General features: G+C 62.7%; 15 protein-coding genes. 2 read left to right on the plus strand and 13 right to left on the minus strand.

Annotated elements, in window-relative coordinates; genetic code table 11:
- Nucleotides 1-261: 261 nt before the first annotated feature.
- From LB577_RS17115 to LB577_RS17150, 8 genes are all read right to left on the minus strand, one after another.
- Nucleotides 262-564, minus strand: a complete 303-nt coding sequence (locus LB577_RS17115; RefSeq protein ID WP_023764959.1) for a DUF982 domain-containing protein — start codon at nucleotides 562-564, stop codon at nucleotides 262-264.
- 133 nt (nucleotides 565-697) lie between these two features.
- On the minus strand, nucleotides 698-1,684 hold the full coding sequence (locus tag LB577_RS17120) for an ABC transporter ATP-binding protein (RefSeq protein ID WP_224687656.1): 987 nt from the start codon (nucleotides 1,682-1,684) through the stop codon (nucleotides 698-700).
- Between the two features lie 44 nt (nucleotides 1,685-1,728).
- A complete protein-coding gene (locus LB577_RS17125) occupies nucleotides 1,729-2,688 on the minus strand; it encodes an ABC transporter ATP-binding protein (RefSeq protein ID WP_224687591.1) in 960 nt (319 codons plus the stop codon).
- Nucleotides 2,685-3,656 (minus strand): ABC transporter permease, encoded by a 972-nt coding sequence (locus tag LB577_RS17130; RefSeq protein ID WP_013895405.1) that lies wholly within the window; start codon nucleotides 3,654-3,656, stop codon nucleotides 2,685-2,687. Before LB577_RS17130 ends, LB577_RS17125 begins: the two co-directional genes overlap by 4 nt.
- Nucleotides 3,656-4,672 carry an ABC transporter permease gene (locus LB577_RS17135; RefSeq protein WP_318013498.1) on the minus strand — a complete coding sequence of 339 codons (1,017 nt, stop codon included), beginning with the start codon at nucleotides 4,670-4,672 and terminating at the stop codon, nucleotides 3,656-3,658. Before LB577_RS17135 ends, LB577_RS17130 begins: the two co-directional genes overlap by 1 nt.
- A 41-nt stretch (nucleotides 4,673-4,713) precedes the next feature.
- Complete coding sequence (locus LB577_RS17140; protein ID WP_224687592.1) at nucleotides 4,714-6,375, minus strand: ABC transporter substrate-binding protein; 1,662 nt, start codon at nucleotides 6,373-6,375, stop codon at nucleotides 4,714-4,716.
- Between the two features lie 2 nt (nucleotides 6,376-6,377).
- A complete protein-coding gene (locus LB577_RS17145; protein WP_224687593.1) occupies nucleotides 6,378-7,298 on the minus strand; it encodes a proline iminopeptidase-family hydrolase in 921 nt (306 codons plus the stop codon).
- A gap of 49 nt (nucleotides 7,299-7,347) precedes the next feature.
- Nucleotides 7,348-8,862, minus strand: a complete 1,515-nt coding sequence (locus LB577_RS17150) for a leucyl aminopeptidase (RefSeq protein WP_224687594.1) — start codon at nucleotides 8,860-8,862, stop codon at nucleotides 7,348-7,350.
- Between the two features lie 250 nt (nucleotides 8,863-9,112).
- Here LB577_RS17150 and LB577_RS17155 point away from each other — a divergent pair, with 250 nt between their 5' ends.
- Both LB577_RS17155 and LB577_RS17160 read left to right on the plus strand, forming a co-directional pair.
- Nucleotides 9,113-10,015 carry a LysR substrate-binding domain-containing protein gene (locus LB577_RS17155; protein ID WP_023764951.1) on the plus strand — a complete coding sequence of 301 codons (903 nt, stop codon included), beginning with the start codon at nucleotides 9,113-9,115 and terminating at the stop codon, nucleotides 10,013-10,015.
- A 237-nt stretch (nucleotides 10,016-10,252) separates the two neighbouring features.
- Nucleotides 10,253-11,710, plus strand: a complete 1,458-nt coding sequence (locus LB577_RS17160; RefSeq protein ID WP_013895399.1) for an NCS1 family nucleobase:cation symporter-1 — start codon at nucleotides 10,253-10,255, stop codon at nucleotides 11,708-11,710.
- 54 nt (nucleotides 11,711-11,764) lie between these two features.
- Here LB577_RS17160 and LB577_RS17165 read toward each other — a convergent pair whose 3' ends face one another.
- The 5 genes from LB577_RS17165 to tpiA all read right to left on the minus strand — a co-directional run bounded on the left by LB577_RS17165 (nucleotide 11,765) and on the right by tpiA (nucleotide 16,975).
- Nucleotides 11,765-12,331, minus strand: coding sequence for a DUF1697 domain-containing protein (locus tag LB577_RS17165; RefSeq protein ID WP_224687595.1), 567 nt, complete (start codon nucleotides 12,329-12,331; stop codon nucleotides 11,765-11,767).
- A 24-nt stretch (nucleotides 12,332-12,355) separates the two neighbouring features.
- A complete protein-coding gene (locus tag LB577_RS17170; RefSeq protein ID WP_013895397.1) occupies nucleotides 12,356-13,993 on the minus strand; it encodes a CTP synthase in 1,638 nt (545 codons plus the stop codon).
- Nucleotides 13,994-14,232: 239 nt separating this feature from the next.
- Nucleotides 14,233-15,360 carry a L,D-transpeptidase gene (locus LB577_RS17175; protein ID WP_224687596.1) on the minus strand — a complete coding sequence of 376 codons (1,128 nt, stop codon included), beginning with the start codon at nucleotides 15,358-15,360 and terminating at the stop codon, nucleotides 14,233-14,235.
- Nucleotides 15,361-15,572: 212 nt separating this feature from the next.
- Nucleotides 15,573-16,037 (minus strand): preprotein translocase subunit SecG, encoded by a 465-nt coding sequence (gene secG / locus LB577_RS17180; protein WP_224687597.1) that lies wholly within the window; start codon nucleotides 16,035-16,037, stop codon nucleotides 15,573-15,575.
- Nucleotides 16,038-16,204: 167 nt separating this feature from the next.
- Nucleotides 16,205-16,975 carry a triose-phosphate isomerase gene (gene tpiA, locus LB577_RS17185; RefSeq protein ID WP_224687598.1) on the minus strand — a complete coding sequence of 257 codons (771 nt, stop codon included), beginning with the start codon at nucleotides 16,973-16,975 and terminating at the stop codon, nucleotides 16,205-16,207.
- Nucleotides 16,976-17,105 lie beyond the last annotated feature (130 nt).

Here is a 17,105-nt window from a genome sequence, read left to right on the forward strand (position 1 = left end):
GGTGATTGGCTTCTATAAATTGGCAAGAGCGCGAAATGGCGCTCTCGACGGCTTAGAACCGTCGGCCCTCCGATCCGACCGCCTGGGAAGATGGCACGCTCAGCCGGGCCGCCTTGAACGCCCGATGAATCTGTGTCGGGCTTCGTGGCGCTTGGCAACTCCAGATCGCTATTCCGCGACGTGGGGAACATGGCCGCCGCGCGCCAACGCATCCCCGCGCGCTATCACGACGCGAGGGCTACGCCTGTGAAGCCATGGCTCCTAACGCCGCAGCGCGTATATGTCCGCCCTGTTTTCGCCGGCTACGGGCAACGCCATGTCATCGTCAAGAAGCCGCGTGATCCGGGCAAAGCCGGTGAACGCCTTCCTTGCTTCTTCGGCTGACATCTGGCCCGACAACGCGGCCGCGCAGCAATTCAGCGCGCACTGATACACAGGCCCGCGCCGGCCCGTCGGCCATTTGCGCAAGAAAACCATCGCCTCGGCGACATTATCCACTTCTTCTACAGGATGCCCCTGCCCGCGCGAAATCCGCACGGGCGAAAAGAAATGCAGGTAGTCCATTGGTTCCTCCCGGCCGATCGCAATGCGTGCGATCGAACCGATTGAAACGCGCGGCTTAGCGGTTGGTTCCACGCTGAAGATAGAATTTTTGAAAAAACTGCCGGCCATGGTCCACGCGCCGATGGGCGGCCGGTTATACCGTCGGAAAGTGGCAGGCTACCTTTCGGCCCGGTCGATATTCCCTCAACTCCGGCCGCTCGGTGCGGCAGCGCTCCGCCGCGATCGGGCATCGCGGGTGGAAACGGCACCCGGATGGTGGCTTAAGCGGGCTCGGCACGTCGCCGGTCAGGATGATGCGCTTGCGCGTCCCGCTGGGCGTCGTCTCCACGACGGGAACAGCCGAGATCAGCGCCTGGCTGTAGGGATGGGCAGGTGTTGCGAACACCTCTTCCGCCGGACCTTCCTCGACGATCGAGCCGAGATACATGACCGCGATGCGGGTCGACACCTGGCGCACCACCGACAGGTCATGGGCGATGAAGATGTAGGTTAGGTTGAGCTTCTCCTGCAGGTCGGCAAGCAGGTTGACGATCTGCGCCTGCACCGACACGTCGAGCGCGGAGACGGGTTCATCCAGCACGACCAGATCGGGGTTGAGGGCAATCGCCCGCGCAATGCCGACACGCTGGCGCTGCCCGCCGGAAAATTCGTGCGGGAACCGCATGACGTGATCCGGCAACAACCCGACGAGGGCAAACAGTTCGGCAACCCGCGCGCTGATCTCACGAGACGAAAGCTTGCCGTGGATGCGCAGCGGCTCGGCCACCAGGTCGCCGACACGACGGCGCGGATTGAGCGAGGCCGACGGGTCCTGGAAGACCATTTGCAGGCGCCGCCGCAGCGGCCTGAGTTCGGAGAGCGACTTGGAGGTGATGTCGTCACCTTCGAACAGAAGCGTGCCGTCCGTGATGTCGTAGAGCCTTACCAGGCAGCGCGCCAGCGTGGACTTGCCGCATCCGGATTCGCCCACCAGCCCGACAGTCTCGCCGCGCCGAACCGTCAGCGAAACATTGTCGACCGCATGGACGGTTCGCTTGCCTTCCGCCGAAAACCGGGTGCCGATCGAGAAGCGCTTTCCCAGCGAACGCGTCTCGAGGATTGGCTGGTCCCTGTCGGTCATCGGTTCCCTGTCGGTCATCGGTTCCTTGTCGGTCAACGATCCGCTCATGCCTGCGCCGCCCGAAAGCATGCGGCGGCGTGGGCTCCAGCCCCGAGGTCGGGCTTGCCGGTCTCGCAGGGTTCGTAGTGGACGGGGCAACGCGGACCGAAAGCGCAGCCCTGCGGCAAGCGCAGCAGCGACGGCGGCGAGCCGGGAATGGCCGGCAGGCGGCGCGGTTTTTCACCGGTCAGCGGCGGGATCGAACCGAGCAGCGCGCGCGTATAGGGGTGGCGCGGATCGGAAAACAGCTCCATGCGGCTGCCGCGTTCCACCACGCGGCCGGCATACATGACCATGACGCGGTCGGCGAGTTCGGAGACCACGCCCATGTCATGCGTGATGAAGACCACGGCCGACTTGTGCGTCGCGCGCAATTTGCGCACGAGATCGAGAATGCCGGCCTGCACCGTCACGTCGAGCGCGGTGGTCGGCTCGTCCGCCACCAGCAGGGCCGGATTGCACGACAGCGCCATTGCAATCACCGCCCGCTGGCGCATGCCGCCGGAGAGCTGATGCGGGTAGCGTGACATCGCCTCGTGCGGATTGGGAAAATTCACCTCAGCCAGCAGTTCCTCGACGCGCTCCATCGCTTTGGATTTGCTGATGTTTCGATGTGCGCGGATCTGCTCGGCGATTTGCCAGCCGATCGTGTAGACCGGCGTCAGCGCCGTCATCGGATCCTGGAAGATCATCGCGATCTCGTTGCCGCGCAGGCGCCGAAGTTCACGCGCCGGCAGTCCCACCAACTCGCGGCCCTTGTAACGGATCGAGCCCTCGATGACGGCATTGGGGTCGGTGATGAGGCCCATCACGGCCAGCAGTGATACGGTCTTGCCGGAACCGGATTCGCCGACGACGCCGAGAATCTCGCTTTCCCCAAGATCGAAGGAAACGCCGTCGATGGCCCGCACCAGCCCGTCATCGGTCCGGAAGGATACTCTGAGGTCACGCACCGACAGTATCATGACGTCCTCAGGCGCGGATCGAGAAGGATGTAGACGAAATCGACCACCGCATTGGCGATGACCACGAACATGGACGCATACATCACCGTTGCCATGATCATCGGCAGATCGAGATTCTGCAGCGCGTCATAGGTGAGCTTGCCGATGCCGTGCAGCCCGAACACCACCTCCGTCAGCAAGGCGGAGCCACCCACCAGCGCGCCGAAATCGAGGCCAAACAGGGTGACGAAGGCAATCAGCGATGTGCGCAGCGCGTGGCGCAGCAGGATGCGGGTTTCCGACAGGCCCTTGGCGCGGGCCGTGCGGATATAGTCTTCCTGCAGGGATTCGATGATCGCCGCCCGCAGCACGCGTCCGTAGATGCCGATGTAGAGGATGGCCAGCGTGATCCACGGAATGACCAGCGTCAGGAACCAGCCTTTTGGATCGTCCGAGAAATTCTTGTAGCCGAGCGGCGGCACCCAGGAAAACAGCCAGCTGTCGTGGTAACGGCTCTGGGTGATCAGGTTCATCACCTCGCCCAGCCAATAGACCGGCATGGAAATGCCGAGCAGTCCCAGCGCCATCAGAACCTTGTCCAGCCAGCTGTCGCGCGTGGCGGCGGCGATGATGCCGATGATGATGGACACCACCACCCACAGGATCGCCGCGCCGAACACCAGCGATAGCGTGACCGGGATCGAATCCAGCACGGCCGGCACCACCTTCCAGCCGCGATTGACGAACGAGGTCAGATCGCCGGTGACGAAGATCTTCTCCATCATCGTCACGTACTGGACGTAGAGCGGCCGGTCGAAGCCGAAGCTGTGGCGCACCGCCTCCAGCACTTCGGGCGACGCGTTGCGGCCGGCGATGCGCGCCGCCGGATCGGCGCCCGGCGTCGCGAAGAAGATCAGGAAGACGATGACCGAGATGCCGAACATCACGAACAGCATCTGACCGAAACGGCGCAGGATGGCGTAGATCATCAGTCGCGCCCCAGCCGAACCTTGGAGCGTGGGTCGAGCGCGTCGCGCAGGCCGTCACCGAAGACGTTGAGCGCCATGACGGACACGGCGATCGCTAGGCCTGGCGCCAGCGCCACAAGCGGCCGCGTATAGAGCAATGCCTGTCCGTCCTGGATGATGGTGCCCCAGCTCGCCGCCGGCGGCTGCACGCCGATCGACAGGAAGGAGAGCGCCGATTCCGTTAGCATGTTCAGCGCCATCATCAGCGGCACGAAGACGATGAGCGTGGTGGTGATGTTGGGCAGGATGTCGCGCCACAGGATGCGCCATCCCGGCACGCCCAGATTGACCGCGGCGTGGACAAATTCGCTGCGGCGCAGCGACAGGACCTGCCCGCGTATCGGACGCGCCACATAGGGCACGTAGACGATGCCGATGATGATGACCGGCAGCCACAGGCTGCCCGACTCGATCTCGATCGGCCCGATCGAAATACCCTGCGCGATGGTGACGATGGAAAGCGAAATCGCCAGGAGATAGATCGGGAAGGCCCACAGCACATCCAGGAGGCGCGACAGGACCGTATCGGTGATGCCGCCGAAATAGCCGGCGATCAGTCCCGCCGACGTGCCGAGGATCAAGGTGAAGATGGTCGCGGCGGCGGAAATCAGCAACGAGATCAGTCCGCCATAGAGCATTCTTGCCATGACGTCGCGTCCCTGGCTGTCGGCGCCAAGGAAGTAGTTGCCGAGCCGCCAGGTCGGGCCGAGCGGCGTGTAGCCAAGTCCGAGCCCCTCCGTCGACGGCTCCATCACCGCGATGTCGGCGCCGTCAATCTGGATGACGGCGTCGAGCGTCGAGGCGAAAGGGTCGACTTGCGCCCAGTGCGCATAGAGAGGCGCACTGACGCAAGCCAGGACAATAAGGAGGAACACGGCCAAGGACGCCATGGCAGCCCTGTTCCTTGCCAGCTTCGCAAACGCGACGGCCCAGGGCCCTCGCGTTTTGCGCGGCATGGCAGCGACTTGGTTCGACACGGACGCGCCCCTCTCCGCAGTTCGTTACTGCACCCAGGCCATCACTGCACCCAGGATTGGGTGATCATCCAGTTGAACTGCCGGTTGAACTTGAAATTGCCCACGCGCTTGCTGACGAAGTCAAGCCGCTTCGGCGTGAACAGGCCCACCGCCGGCGCCTTGTCCGTGACCTGCCTGTCGATCTCGGCCCACATCTTGTCTGCGGCTTTCTGGTCGGTCACGCCGAGATCGAGCGCCTTTTGCATCTTGGCGTCGATATCCTTGTCGCAGAAGCCGGCGATGTTGATCGAAGCGTCCGACCCTTCACGGAAGGAAGCGCAGGAGAACAGGATGTTCAGGAAGTCCGAAGCCGCAGGATAGTCCTTGTACCACTGGGTGATGGACATCTGCACTTTGTTGTTGGTGTTCTGGATGTAGGTGAACTGGATATTGGACGAGATCGGCTTGACGTCGGCGACATAGCCGATGCTGGTCAGCACGCTCTGCAGATAGACGCCGATGGAGCGTGAGATGGCGGTGTCCTCGGCGATGATGGTCACCTTCTGGCCCTTGGTGCCGGATTCCTCGACGAGCTGCTTTGCCTTGTCGAGATCGGGCGCCGACCATTTGGCGCCAGGGTTCTTGGTGAAGGGGCAGTAATCTTCATGGCCGGGGAAGTCCGGCGGCAGGACCTGGCAGACCGGCGAGGCCAGCACCTTGCCGCCGAACAGCTTGACCAGCGTGTTGCGGTCGATCGCATAGGCAACGGCCTGGCGCGCCTTTTCGTTGTCGAACGGAGCGAGACGGTTGTTCAGCGGCGCATACCACCACGCTGAAAGCGGCGAGATGTGAAGCTGGTCCATGGACTTGCTGCCAAGTTCGCCGAGACGATCGCTCGGCAGCGCATCGAACATCCAGTCTGCTTCGCTGTTCTGGATCGCCGAGACGGCCGCTTCCTCGGACAGGCCGAAATCATATTGGACGAGATCCGGATAGCCGTCCGGCTGCGCGTCCTCGCTCCACTGCTTGAAATTGGGGTTGCGCGACACCGTCATGCCCTTGTTGGGGTCGAAGGCTGAGATCATGTAAGCGCCGGTGCTGGGAATCGGCTTGGAGCCCATGTCTTCCGCGGGCGTGTCCGCCGGCAGCACCACGGCGTGCGGCAAGGCGAGCTTGTAGAGGATCTCGGCGTCAGGCTTGGTGAGGTTGAGGGTGACTGTGCCGGCGGCCTCATCCCCGACAACGCCGCCTTCCAGCGTGCAGCTCTTGGTGTCGGCCAGGCACTTGTCGGCGCCGACGATGCCGGCATAGAAAGTACCGGAGGTCGGCCCGGAAACCTTGAAGATGCGCTGGAAGGAGGCGACGACGTCCTTGACGCTGAGATCATGGCCGTCGGAGAACTTGATGCCCTTGCGCAGCTTGAAGGTGAAGGTCTTGCCGTCATTGCTGACCTGCGGCAGCGCCTCGGCGAGGTCGGGTACGATGGTGAAGCCATCCATGCCCTCGGCTTTGCGGAAGGCGACCAGGCCGTCATAGATCGGCTGGTACATCTGCCAGCCCTGGTCGGTGTAGTTGATGTGCGGATCGAGCGTTCCCGCCGCTGAGCGGGCTAGAAGGCGAATGGTGCCGCCTCGGTGCTCTTTGAGATATTCGGCCTGCGCCGGGGCCAGCCAGGTGCCGGCCAGCAATGCCACGGCTGACGCCGCCAGAAGCAGTTTCTTCATGCTTAGTTCCCCTTTTCTCTGTTGTCGTTGTCGTCCAGGAAGTCTCCCACCACCCGCATGCACAGGTCCTGCTCTTCGACATGCGGCATATGGCTGGAATGCTCGAATATCTCCCAGCGCGATCCCTTGATGCCGTCCTTGTAGGGCTGCACGGTCGCGGGCGTCGCCTCGTCATGGCGTCCGGAGATGATCAGCGTCGGAACATCGACGGCCGGCAGGCGATCGATGATGCTCCAGTTCTTCAGGGTTCCGATGACATGGAACTCGTTGGGCCCGTTCATCACATGATAGACCGTCGGATTGCGCACGACCTGGGCGAAGGTCTCGGTTACCTCGGGCGGGAAAGGCACCACCCGGCAGACATGCCGTTCGTAGAAGACCATCGTTGCCGCCTGGTAGGCGGGATCGCCCGTCGTGCCGGCCTGCTCGTGGCGGGTCAGTGTCTCCTGGACATCCCCGGGCAGGTCGGTGCGCAACCGGTTGGCCTCTTCGACCCACAGCTTCATGGAAGCCGGCGAGTTGGCGATGGTCAGCGACTTCAGACCCTTCGGCCGCGTCACCGCATATTCGGCGCCCAGCATGCCGCCCCAGCTCTGGCCAAGGACATGGAAGCCGGCGCGAATGCCGAGATGGTCGACCAGGTTTTCAAGCTCGTCGATGAAAAGCCGGGGCGTCCAGAAGTCGGCGCCCTTCTCGGGCAGCAAAGTCGAATTGCCGCAACCCAACTGGTCGTAGTGGATGACGGCGCGATCTCTTCGGGCAAGAAGCTTGTAGGCATCGACATAATTGTGGGCGACACCCGGACCGCCGTGCAGGATCACGATTGGGGCCTTGTCGGCATCCAGTTCGCCGGAGATTCGATACCAGGTTTCGTAGCTGCCGAAGGCGGCTCGCCCTTCCCTACTACTGATCTCAGACGACATCCCGGCTCCTTGCACGTTTTGAAGGCATCTTGTCGTTGTCCGTGGGCGCCTAGTTCACCTTGCGGTTGGCCTGGACCCATTCTTCCAGCATCTGCACGCCGAACGCTGTGGCGCCTTCCCGGCCGAGCGGTTGATCCTTGTCGGCCATTTCCTTGCCGGCTATGTCGAGATGCACCCAGGGCCGATCCTCGGTGAAGTGGCGCAGGAACGCCGCCGCATAGGGCGCGTCGCCATCTTCCATGTCCTTGGCGTGGTGCCGGATATCGGCGAATGGCGACTGCAGCCCCTCATCGTAGGCCCGGTCGAGCGGTAACTGCCAGAAGCGCTCGCCGACCGTTTCTCCGGCCGCGATCATCTGCGTGGCGATGGCATTGTCGGTGCTGAACAGACCGGCGAATATCGATCCGAGGCCGCGCATCACCGAATAGGTCAGCGTCGCCAGATCGACGATCACCGAGGGGTTGAAGCGCGAAGCCGCATAGTAAAGGCAGTCGGCTAGGATCAGGCGCCCTTCCGCATCCGTGTCGAACACTTCCACGGTCTGTCCTGAAGCCGTCGTGATGATGTCGCGCGGCTTCAGCGCGGTGCCGGACGGCATGTTCTCGGCAATGCCCAGAATGCCGACAGCATGCACAGGGCTGCCTTGCCGGGCCAGCGCTATCAGCAGGCCGACAACAGCGGCCGCGCCACCCATGTCGGCCTTCATGTCGAACATCTGCTCGCCGCGCTTGATGCAGAGCCCGCCGGAGTCGAAGCATACGCCCTTGCCGACGAAAGCCATGGGCTGCGCAGGAGCACCCTTGCCGCGATAGCGCAGGACAGCAACGCGCGGCGGCCGTACCGACCCTGACCCGACAGCCAGGATCGCATTCATGCCGAGTTCCCCGAGCTTTGTCGTATCGAGGATCTCGACGTCGATGCCGGCTTCGCGCAGCGGCTCCAGGTGATCGTGGAAGTTGTCGGGATGGAGATGGTTCGGCGGCAGATTGACCAGCGTGCGCGCATATTCGACGCCGTCGGCAATGGCGTTGATCCGTGCCAGCGCCGGGGCTAGCTCGGCGCCGCTTGCGCCGACCAGTTGCACACGCAGGGTTCTATCCGCGCCGGCACCCTGGCGTTGGTTGCGCATGTCGAAGCGATAGCGCCGCAGCCGCATGCCGAGCGCCACGCGCGCCAGGATGTCCGTGCCCGGCAGGTCGACACCGGCGATCGGGTCCAGGAGCAAGGTAGCCGCGCACTCACTCTTGCCTTCGAGATGCGCGGCCAGCAAACCGCCGGCGCGCGCCAGTGACAGCGTGGTTAAAGCCTCAGCCTTGCCCAAAGCGAGAACGATGACGCGCCGGGCCGATACAGTCTGGGGAGCGATCACATCGATGCAGGTGCCAGACTCGGCCAAAGCGTCCGGGTCGGAGCAGGCACGGGACAAAATCCCGCTTAACTCGACATCCAGCGCCGCTGCCCGTGGACCAAAGCCTGTCTTGGCCGTTTGCAGGATCACGACGACAGCGGCTTCAGCCGAAATCTCGTCGGCCGCTTCAAAGACCGGCACTGGCGATTGAGGCATAAGCAGTCATTCTCCCATTTTGGCCCGGCCTCCGCGCCCCTTTGCGCAAAGCTTCGCCTGCCAGCGGGGAAAACCGATCAGGCCGGTCTCTGCCACTGGTGGAATGGTGCCGGAGGCCCCAAATAATCGTTTTCTGATGGCGACTTGGTCGCTCTTGCCTTCTGGGTATCCCCGAAGGACCCTGGTGATCAAACGCCAATTTTGTCCATGTCGATTGACAAAAACTCAACTGACAATTCATGATCGGGCAATGGCCTTACCTTCACTCAATGGCATGCGCGCCTTCGAGGCCGCCGCACGTCTCGGCAGCGTCAAGGACGCAGCCGAAGAACTGCACCTGACGCCCTCTGCCGTCAGCCGCCACATCCGTGCACTTGAAAGGAATCTTGGCCAGGATCTGTTCGAACGCGGCTTTCGCCAGATCACGCCGACCATCAGGGGCTCCTACTATGCGCGCAGCCTCTCGGAAGCATTCGAGGCCATCTGGCGCGCCACCGACGATGTCAGCTTCTCCGATGGCCCGAGCCACGGCCGGACCCAGCGTGTCCGGGTCTTGTGCGTGCCGGCTGTTCTCAATCTTTGGCTGGCGGACCGGCTGCCGAATTTTCGCCGGCTGCATCCGTCCGTCGATCTGGAGATTTCGAGTTCGGGCAAGCGGGCCAACTTCGATTTGGCCATCGTCGACGAATTCGTCTACAAGGCCGGCCCGGCCTTGACGCTGCTGATCCCGCTGCTGCTGACGCCGGTCTGCGCACCCTCGCTGCTCGAAGGGCCGGTGCCGCTGCGATCACCCGCCGATCTGGTCAATCACCATCTGATCCATGAATGCGAGACCATGAGGTGGAAGCGTTGGCTGGAGCAGGAAGGCGTTTTGGAGACATCACCGAAATCCAGCACGACCCTGGATGATTGCACGCTGATCATGCGCGAGGCGGTCAACGGCGCTGGCATCGCGCTTGCCGACACGATGATGGCGCAGGATTTTCTGCAGCAAGGCAAGCTTGTCGCCCCGTTTCGCGCCCGTCACACCTATCCGGCTGGCATCTACCTGCACCAACGTCGCAGCATCGGCAACAAGCCGGGCACCGGCCTGTTTCAGGATTGGCTGCTTTCCGAAGTCGAGGACCACAAGCGCGCGATGGCCATCACCTAAGCGCGTCGCGCATGCATGTCGTTCTCCCAAAGCCGGCGACATGCATTGGACAGTCGAATCACCGATCGTTAGGGTTCAACAGCGACCCACCTTTACGATCCCTCGATAATCGCGGTTCGCATTGAATATCTTTAAGGCCAAAGCCGGCAAATTGGTTGCTTGTCGGTTCCCCTGCGTCAGGCGTAACCTCTGCGGTCAACGCGTGAGGGCGCGTTTTTGCAAAAGGGGAACATTGCAATGACGATACAGGGCGCATCGCCTGACCTATACAATGAGGACCTCGCTCCGGCCACGGTTCGAAACTGGGGACCATTCTCGATCTTCAACGTCTGGACGTCGGACGTTCACAGCCTGTGGGGTTATTATCTCGCCGCCAGCCTGTTTCTGTTCTGCGGCGGCTTCGTCAATTTCATCATCGCCATCGGCATCGGGTCGTTGATCATCTACGTGCTGATGAACATGGTCGGCTATGCCGGCGTCAAGACTGGCGTGCCCTACCCCGTGCTGGCCCGCGCCTCCTTCGGCATCTGGGGCGCCAACATACCGGCACTTGTGCGCGCCATCGTCGCCTGCTTCTGGTACGGCGCGCAAACGGCCGCCGCTTCCGGCGCGATCGTGGCGCTGCTGATCCGCTCGCAATGGTTCGCCGATTTCAATGCCAACACGCATTTCCTCGGCCATTCCGGCCTGGAAGTGATCTGCTTCGTCGTGATCTGGGCGCTGCAGCTGCTGATCATCCAGCGCGGCATGGAGACGGTGCGCCGCTTCCAGGATTGGGCGGGGCCTGCGGTCTGGGTGATGATGCTGATCCTGGCGATCTATCTCTGCGTCAAATCCGGAACCTTCGCCTTCACCAGCGACATCCCGATGGATGTGCTGAAGGAGAAGACCAAGGACGCCGGCGTGCCCGGCGAGCCGGGCTCGTGGACCTCGCTGTTCGCGGTCGCCGCGATCTGGGTGACCTACTTCTCGGCGCTCTATCTCAACTTCTGCGATTTCGCACGCTACGCGCCGGACAAGGCTGCACTGCGCAAGGGCAACATCTGGGGCCTGCCGGTCAATCTCATCCTGTTCTCGCTGGTCGCCGGCGTTACCACCATTGCCGCCTACGACGTCTATCACGAGGTGCTGCTGCACCCCGACCAGATCTCGGCAAAGTTCGACAGTTGGTTCCTGGCTGCTCTCGCCGCCTTGACCTTCGCGGTGGCGACGCTCGGCATCAACGTCGTGGCCAACTTCGTCTCGCCGGCCTTCGACTTCTCCAACGTCTTTCCCAGGCAGATCGACTTCAAGAAGGGCGGCTATATCGCAGCACTGATCGCGCTTGTGCTCTACCCCTTCGCGCCGTGGGAAGGCAGTGCCGCCTCTTTCGTCAACGTCATCGGCGCAACTATGGGACCGATCTTCGGCGTCATGATGGTCGACTATTACCTGATCCGCAAAGGCGAGGTCGATGTCGAGGCGCTCTATCGCGAGGATGGCGAATTCCGCTTCCAGGGCGGCTGGCACGTCAACGCCTTCATCGCCGCCGGCATCGGCGCGTTCTTCTCGTCGATCCTGCCCAACTTCACCAACTGGCTGCCGTCCTGGTGGGGTGTCTATGGGTGGTTCTTCGGCGTGGCGATTGCCGGCGTCATCTACTACGTGCTGCGCACCGCAGCCGTGAGTGCCGGCGCCAAGATGGCGAAGGCTTGAAAATCAGGGAGTAGGCAGTAGGAGCTAGGGAATAGAGAACTGCTTCCCTACTGCCTACTGCCTACTGCCTGTTGCCTGTTGCCTGTTGCCAACCATCTCGGCCAGCTTGCGCACCGTGTTCCAGTTGCGCGACGTGCCGATGCCCATGCGTTTGTGACTGGCGGCGGCAAGCAGCCGCGAGCTTGGCCGCTCCCGCGAGAACACCAGCCATATGTCGCCGCCGGCCAGGAGCACCTTCTCGTCCTCCCCGGCATGGGCTTGAAGCCCCGATAGGGCATCTTCGGCCACGGGCTTGCGCATCACGCGCACCGCGACCTGGTCGCCGGCTTCCACCGATTCTCTCGGGAATGGATTGCGGCTTGCCAGTTTCAGCCAATCTCCAGCGCGGCGGACAATGATGTCGACGTGGCGGCCGAAGGCCTGTTCGAACGCCGCCTCCAGCCGCTTTTCAAGTGCGGAGATCGAGGTCTTTTCGCTCTCGAAGACAAGGTTGCCTGTCGCCACCAAAGTGCGAACGTTCTTCAGGCCAAGGTTTTCCGCCATTGCCTTGAGGTCCGACATGACGACACGGCGCCCCTCGCCCAGAACGATGCTGTAGAGGAGCGCGACATAGGTCTGCATCAGGCGCGTCTCGCTTGACGGCGCCTACACGAGGCGCGACTGCTCGACCGCCGCCTCGATGAAGCTGGCGAACAGCGGATGCGGATCGAGCGGCCGGCTCTTCAGCTCGGGGTGATACTGGACGCCGATGAACCAGGGATGGTCGGGATATTCGACCGTTTCCGGCAGCACGCCATCAGGCGACATGCCGGCAAACACCAGGCCGCAATCCTCGAGCCGTTCCTTGTAGTCGACATTGACCTCGTAGCGATGGCGGTGGCGTTCGGAAATCTGCGTATCGCCATAGATGTCGGCGATCTTCGAGCCCTTGGCGAGTTCGGCCTGATAGGCGCCGAGCCGCATCGTGCCGCCGAGATCGCCGGTTTCGCGGCGCTTCTCCAGCATGTTGCCTTTCAGCCATTCGGTCATCAGGCCGACGACCGGTTCCTCGGTCGGGCCAAACTCGGTCGAGGATGCATGTTCCACGCCGGCCAGCGAACGCGCCGCCTCTATGCAGGCCATCTGCATGCCGAAGCAGATGCCGAAATACGGCACCTTGCGCTCGCGCGCGAACTTCGCCGCCAGGATCTTGCCTTCCGAACCGCGCTCGCCAAAACCGCCGGGAACCAGGATGCCATGCACCTTTTCCAGCCACGGCGTCGGATCTTCCTTTTCGAAAATCTCGCTCTCGATCCAGTCGAGCTTGACCTTGACATGGTTGGCCAGGCCGCCATGCGAGAGTGCCTCGATCAGCGATTTGTAGGCGTCCTTGAGGCCGGTGTATTTGCCGACGATGGCGATGGTCACCTCGCCTTCCGGATTGTGGATACGGTCGGACACCTTCTGCCAGGGTTCCATGCGCGGCTTCGGCGCCGGATCGATGCCGAAAGCGGCCAGCACTTCCGAATCGAGCCCTTCCTTGTGATAGGCCATCGGCACGTCGTAGATATGCGGCACGTCGAGTGCCTGGATGACGGCGCTTTCCCTGACATTGCAGAACAACGACAGCTTGCGGCGCTCTTCCTTGGGAATGGCGCGGTCGGCGCGCACCAGCAGGATGTCGGGCGCTATGCCGATGCCGCGCAGTTCCTTGACCGAATGCTGGGTCGGCTTTGTCTTCAGCTCGCCCGCCGTCGGAATGTAGGGCATCAAGGTCAGGTGCACGTAGACGGCGTTGTTGCGCGGCAGGTCGTTGCCGAGCTGGCGGATCGCCTCGAGGAACGGCATCGCCTCGATGTCGCCGACCGTGCCGCCGATCTCGCACAGCACGAAATCATAATCGTCATTGCCGTTGAGGACGAAATTCTTGATCTCGTCGGTCACATGCGGAATGACCTGCACGGTTGCGCCGAGATAATCGCCGCGCCGCTCGCGCTCGATGATGTTCTTGTAGATGCGGCCGGTGGTGATGTTGTCCTGCTGGTTGGCCGAGCGGCCGGTGAAGCGCTCGTAATGGCCAAGATCGAGATCGGTCTCGGCACCGTCATCGGTGACGAACACCTCGCCGTGCTGGTACGGCGACATCGTGCCTGGATCGACATTGAGGTATGGGTCGAGTTTTTTGATGCGTGCGCGATAGCCTCGCGCCTGCAGGAGAGCCCCAAGGGCCGCTGCGGCTATGCCTTTTCCAAGTGAGGAAACCACGCCGCCTGTGATGAATACATATCGCGCCATGGGAGTCATCGCTTAACGCGGCCGGATTGATTCCGCCAGAGAAAAAACCGCCGCGAAGGCTTTTTCCCAAAAAGGCGCTCAGACCGTGATCCCGAAAAGTGGAATCCGGTTTTCTCGGACAAACGGTCGGTTTGTCCGGACAAACGGTTTCGGTTTGTCCAGGGATCACGACCGAACAGGCTTGGTCGTGATCAAGGCAAAACAAAAGGGCCGGCTGAGCCGGCCCTTTCGGCATGATGGTGGAAACGTCAGATGATGACGACTCTGGTACCGACCCTGACGCGGCTGTAAAGGTCCATGACGTGCTCGTTCATCATGCGGAAGCAGCCGTTGGAGGCGCTGGTTCCGATCGACTGCGGCGCGATGGTGCCGTGGATACGCAGATGCGTGTCCTTCTTGCCGTCATAGAGATAGATGGCACGTGCGCCGAGCGGGTTCTGGCCGCCGCCGGGCATGCCGTCCTTGTACTGGGCGTAGTGCTTCGGCTCGCGCTTCTGCATGTCCAGCGTCGGGATCCAGCGCGGCCACTCCTGTTTGTCGCCGACGGCGACCGTGCCCTTGAACTGCAGGCCTTCACGGCCGACCGCGATGGCGTAGCGACGCGCGGTGCTCGATGATTCGACGAGATAGAGCCGGCGCGCACTGGTGTCGATGACGATGGTGCCGGCATCGTAGCCCGTGAATTCGACGTCCTGAGGCACGAATTCCGGCTTCACCTTGAACGGCTTCTTGGCGTTCTTCTGGGCAAGCGCCGAGTCGAGCGCGCGCGTCTCGGGCAGATAGCTGATCGAGGAGCCGGATGACGAGATCCCGCCGAACAGGCCGGCGAACAGACCACCGCTCGGCTGCTTCTGGCCGCCGAGGACCTCGCTGCGCAACTCGCCATTGTTGCCGGTCAATGCGACGTTCATGGCCTCGGCCGGGAGCGGCTCGGCCGACTGGATCGGCGCGATCGGTTCCATCGGCTCAATGACCTTGACGGCCTTCTTGGCCGGATTGGCTTCGGCCACTTCAGTGGCAGAGGCACTTTGGCCCCTTTTTGCCAGGAAGTCCTGGCGTGCGGCCTCGGCCCGGGCCTTGGCCGCTTCGCGCATCGCCAGTTTCCTGGCTTCAAGCGCCTTGGCCTTGGCGTCTTCCTTGTCGGCAACGATCTTGGCTTCGATCTTCTTGATCTGGGCGAGATCGTCCGGCGTCGGGTTTTTCTTCTTCTTGAGAAGCCTCAACTGCGCCGCATCGCTCTTGACTGCGATGTTGATGGCGTCGGTCCTGTCGACCGACTGATTGGCGGCCATATTGGCCGGCATGCCGGCGAAAGCCGGGGAACTGAGGCCGAGTGCGGCGCAAAGTCCCAGGAAAATGAAGCTGCGAAGCTGCATGGCGAAGATCCGATCGTTTAATGCTTGTTGCCCACGGCGTCGCCCGGCGTCCCCCAAGGACACCGAAAATGCCGCGTGCAATCTATAGTCGAATAAATGCGGATGCCTCAAGCGCGAGGCAGCACCACTACCCGTCGAATCTTCGTGATGGCGCAGCATTTGCCGCGACTGTGTTCAAACGATCACAGATCGCGCTTTGGAGCGAGCGGAAGCTACTGGTTCGGGACCTGGGGGGCGGCCGGCGCGGTGTTGGTGGTGCCGCTGCTTGCCGGCGGCGTCGAGCCGGCGGCCGGCGCGGTGGCCGGAGGCGTCGTCGCGGCACCGTTGCCGGATGGCGGCGTCGGCTTGGCGTTGCCGGCGGGTGCCGGAGTGGTCGTGCCGGGCAATTGGTTGAGCACGCCCTTGCCGGCTTCACCCGACGTCGCGGGAACGCGGTCGAGGATGTCGATCGGCTTCTCGCCGTAGCGGGCAATGATCGACAAGGTCAGCGATGTGACAAAGAACGCGGCCGCCAGGATCGCCGTCGCGCGGGTCAGCGCGTTGGCAGCGCCACGCGCGGTCATGAAGCCCGATCCGCCACCAATGCCAAGGCCGCCGCCTTCGGAGCGCTGCAGCAGCACCACGCCGACAAGGGCGAGCACGACCATGAGATGGATGACGATCAGTACGGTTTGCATAGTTTATCCTGGCAAGGCCTTGCCCGGCCGCGAACACGACCGGTGAATTGGAGGCGGCTCAATACAATGCTTTCACGGCATTTCCAAGCCCGTGGCCGGAATATGGGAAGCAACGCCACCTTTGCAACGAATTTGGACGCGCCGCGACGCGTCCATCATCGCAAATCTCATCCGGAAATGCTGCGATAGGCTTCCGCGATAGCAAGGAAATCCGCTGCTTTCAGACTGGCGCCACCGACCAGTGCGCCATCGACATTCCTGACACCCAGCAGTTCGACCGCGTTGGACGGCTTGACCGAGCCGCCATAGAGAATGCGCATTTTGGCGGCTACGGCGCCAAGCTTTTCCGCCAGTTTTTCGCGGATATGCGCATGCGCTTCGGCAACGTCGGCCGCGGTTGGCGTCAGGCCGGTGCCGATCGCCCATACCGGCTCATAGGCAATGACGGTGTTGGACGCGGTGGCGCTTGGCGGCACCGAGCCGGCGACCTGGCGCGACAGCACCTCCAGCGTGGCTCCAGCCTCGCGTTCCTTCTGTGTCTCGCCGATGCAAATGATGGCCACGAGCCCGGCGCGCCATGCGGCGGTGGCCTTGGCCTGGACCGTCGCATCGTCCTCGCCGCGTTGTTCGCGGCATTCGGAATGGCCGACGATGACATGGCTCGCGCCGGCATCCTTCAGCATCTCCGCCGAGATGCAGCCGGTATAGGCGCCGCTTTCCTTGGCGTGGCAGTCCTCGCCGCCGGCATGGACCGGCGTGCGCGAAAGAATCTCCGCGGCATGGGAAAGCAGCGTCGCGGGAACGCAGACCAAGGCTTCGGTTTCCGCATCGAGCCCGCTCATGAACCCGTTGCCGATCATCCTCAGTTCGTTCAGCGAGGCACTGGTGCCGTTCATTTTCCAGTTGCCGGCGACGAGCGGGCGAATTCCTGGCGTCATGGTCTGCTTCTCCGGGCAATATCTGGCTCTGGCCCTCACTACCAAAATCAGGCCACAAAGCAATCGACAGTGGACCGGAAGGGCGCTATTGCGCTTGTTTCAGACTCGGCGCATGCGAAAATGCGCATAA

The sequence above is a fragment of the Mesorhizobium sp. B283B1A genome (assembly GCF_020165735.1).
Taxonomy (GTDB): domain Bacteria; phylum Pseudomonadota; class Alphaproteobacteria; order Rhizobiales; family Rhizobiaceae; genus Mesorhizobium; species Mesorhizobium opportunistum.

Bases quoted from the DNA above. Each gene is read 5' to 3' on its own strand.
- LB577_RS17115 (WP_023764959.1), bottom strand. From the start codon at position 564: ATGGACTACCTGCATTTCTTTTCGCCCGTGCGGATTTCGCGCGGGCAG.
- LB577_RS17120 (WP_224687656.1), bottom strand. From the start codon at position 1,684: ATGACCGACAGGGACCAGCCAATCCTCGAGACGCGTTCGCTGGGAAAG.
- LB577_RS17125 (WP_224687591.1), bottom strand. From the start codon at position 2,688: ATGATACTGTCGGTGCGTGACCTCAGAGTATCCTTCCGGACCGATGAC.
- LB577_RS17130 (WP_013895405.1), bottom strand. From the start codon at position 3,656: ATGATCTACGCCATCCTGCGCCGTTTCGGTCAGATGCTGTTCGTGATG.
- LB577_RS17140 (WP_224687592.1), bottom strand. From the start codon at position 6,375: ATGAAGAAACTGCTTCTGGCGGCGTCAGCCGTGGCATTGCTGGCCGGC.
- LB577_RS17145 (WP_224687593.1), bottom strand. From the start codon at position 7,298: ATGTCGTCTGAGATCAGTAGTAGGGAAGGGCGAGCCGCCTTCGGCAGC.
- LB577_RS17150 (WP_224687594.1), bottom strand. From the start codon at position 8,862: ATGCCTCAATCGCCAGTGCCGGTCTTTGAAGCGGCCGACGAGATTTCG.
- LB577_RS17155 (WP_023764951.1), top strand. From the start codon at position 9,113: ATGGCCTTACCTTCACTCAATGGCATGCGCGCCTTCGAGGCCGCCGCA.
- LB577_RS17160 (WP_013895399.1), top strand. From the start codon at position 10,253: ATGACGATACAGGGCGCATCGCCTGACCTATACAATGAGGACCTCGCT.
- LB577_RS17165 (WP_224687595.1), bottom strand. From the start codon at position 12,331: ATGCAGACCTATGTCGCGCTCCTCTACAGCATCGTTCTGGGCGAGGGG.
- LB577_RS17170 (WP_013895397.1), bottom strand. From the start codon at position 13,993: ATGACTCCCATGGCGCGATATGTATTCATCACAGGCGGCGTGGTTTCC.
- LB577_RS17175 (WP_224687596.1), bottom strand. From the start codon at position 15,360: ATGCAGCTTCGCAGCTTCATTTTCCTGGGACTTTGCGCCGCACTCGGC.
- secG (WP_224687597.1), bottom strand. From the start codon at position 16,037: ATGCAAACCGTACTGATCGTCATCCATCTCATGGTCGTGCTCGCCCTT.
- tpiA (WP_224687598.1), bottom strand. From the start codon at position 16,975: ATGACGCCAGGAATTCGCCCGCTCGTCGCCGGCAACTGGAAAATGAAC.